Here is a 1,557-nt window from a genome sequence, read left to right on the forward strand (position 1 = left end):
CGCGGTCGCGCCGGCCGCGGGAGCCGTGGCCGCGGGAGCGGGCAGGGGCTCCGGCGAGGGTTCCGGCGGCGGCTCCGGCGAGGCCTTCGCCGAGGGCCCTGCCGACGACCCCCGCAGCGGCGAACGCCAGATCCTCTACTACCGCAACCCGATGGGCCTGCCCGACACCTCGCCGGTGCCGAAGAAGGACTCGATGGGCATGGATTACCTCCCGGTCTACGCCGACGACCGGCCCGACGACCGCGGCGCGGTGGTGGTCAGCCCGGCGCGCGTCCAGACCCTGGGCGTCCGCACCGCCGCGGTCGAGCGGCGTGCGGTCGATGCCACGGTGCGCGCGAGCGGCCGCGTCGAGATCGACGAGCGCCGCCAGGTGGTGGTGGCGCCGCGCTTCGAGGGCTGGATCGAGCGCCTGCAGGTGAACGCCGTGGGGGACGTGGTGAAGAAGGGCCAGCCGCTGTTCACCGCCTACAGCCCCGAGCTGCAGTCCGCCGGCGAGGAGCTGCGCATCGCCGAGCGCCTGGCCCGCGACAGCGCGGCGCACGACCCGCTGGCGAGCGAATCGGCGCGCCGCCTCGCCGAGGCGACGCGCGCGCGCCTGCGCAACCTGCAGGTCGCCGGCCAGTCCGGCGCGCGCCAGGTCTTCCATGCGCCGGCCAGCGGCGTCGTGCTCGAGAAGATGGCGGTCGAGGGCGGGCGCTTCATGGCGGGCGAGGCGCTGTTCCGCATCGCCGACCTGTCCCGGGTGTGGATCATCGCCGACCTCTACGAGCAGGACCTCGCCCGCGTGCAGCTCGGCCAGGGCGCACAGGTCGTGCTCGACGCCTGGCCCGGGCGCAGCCTTGCGGCGCGGGTGGGCTACCTGTACCCGACGCTGGACACCGCCACCCGCAGCACCCGCGTGCGCCTGGAGCTGGACAACGCGGAGGGCCTGCTGCGCCCCGGGATGTTCGCGCAGGTCGCGCTCGCGGTCGGCGACGCCGCCCCGAAGACGGTGGTGCCAGTCTCGGCGATCATCGACGACGGCGAGCGCCGCGTGGTGCTGCGCGCGCTCGGCGAGGGCCGCTTCAGGCCGCAGGCGGTGAAGCTCGGCGAGCGCGGGCGCGAGTGGGCCGAGGTGCTCGAGGGCGTGGAGGAGGGCGAGCGCGTGGTCGTGTCCGCCAACTTCCTGATCGACTCCGAGAGCCAGCTCAAGGCCGCGCTGGCCAACCTGGTCGCGCCCGAGGCCGAGGTCGCCGCCAGCGCCGATGCCGCCGCGCCCGCCGCGCGTCCGCGCTACGACACCACGGGCACGCTGGAGGCGGTCGATCTCGAGACCCGCAGCCTGACCCTGAGCCACGCGCCCATCCCCGAGCTGAGGTGGCCGCGCATGACCATGGACTTCCAGCTCGCCGACCCGGTGCTGGTGCAGGGCATCGCCCCGGGCAGCGCGGTGCGCTTCAGCTTCGAGGTGGGCGAGCCGGGCGAGTACGTCGTCACCCGCATCGAGGCCGCGCAGGCGCAGCCCGACGCGGGCGGCGATGGCGACGCGGCAGGCCGCGCGGCGCCGGGCGGCGGGAG

General features: G+C 75.8%; 1 protein-coding gene. It reads left to right on the plus strand.

Translation table 11 applies throughout. From position 1 onward, the window contains the following. Positions 1-25: 25 nt before the first annotated feature. On the plus strand, positions 26-1,557 hold a 1,532-nt coding region (locus C667_RS22820), incomplete at its 3' end, for an efflux RND transporter periplasmic adaptor subunit (RefSeq protein WP_083881384.1).

This window comes from Thauera phenylacetica B4P (assembly GCF_000310225.1).
In the GTDB taxonomy this organism is placed as follows: domain Bacteria; phylum Pseudomonadota; class Gammaproteobacteria; order Burkholderiales; family Rhodocyclaceae; genus Thauera; species Thauera phenylacetica.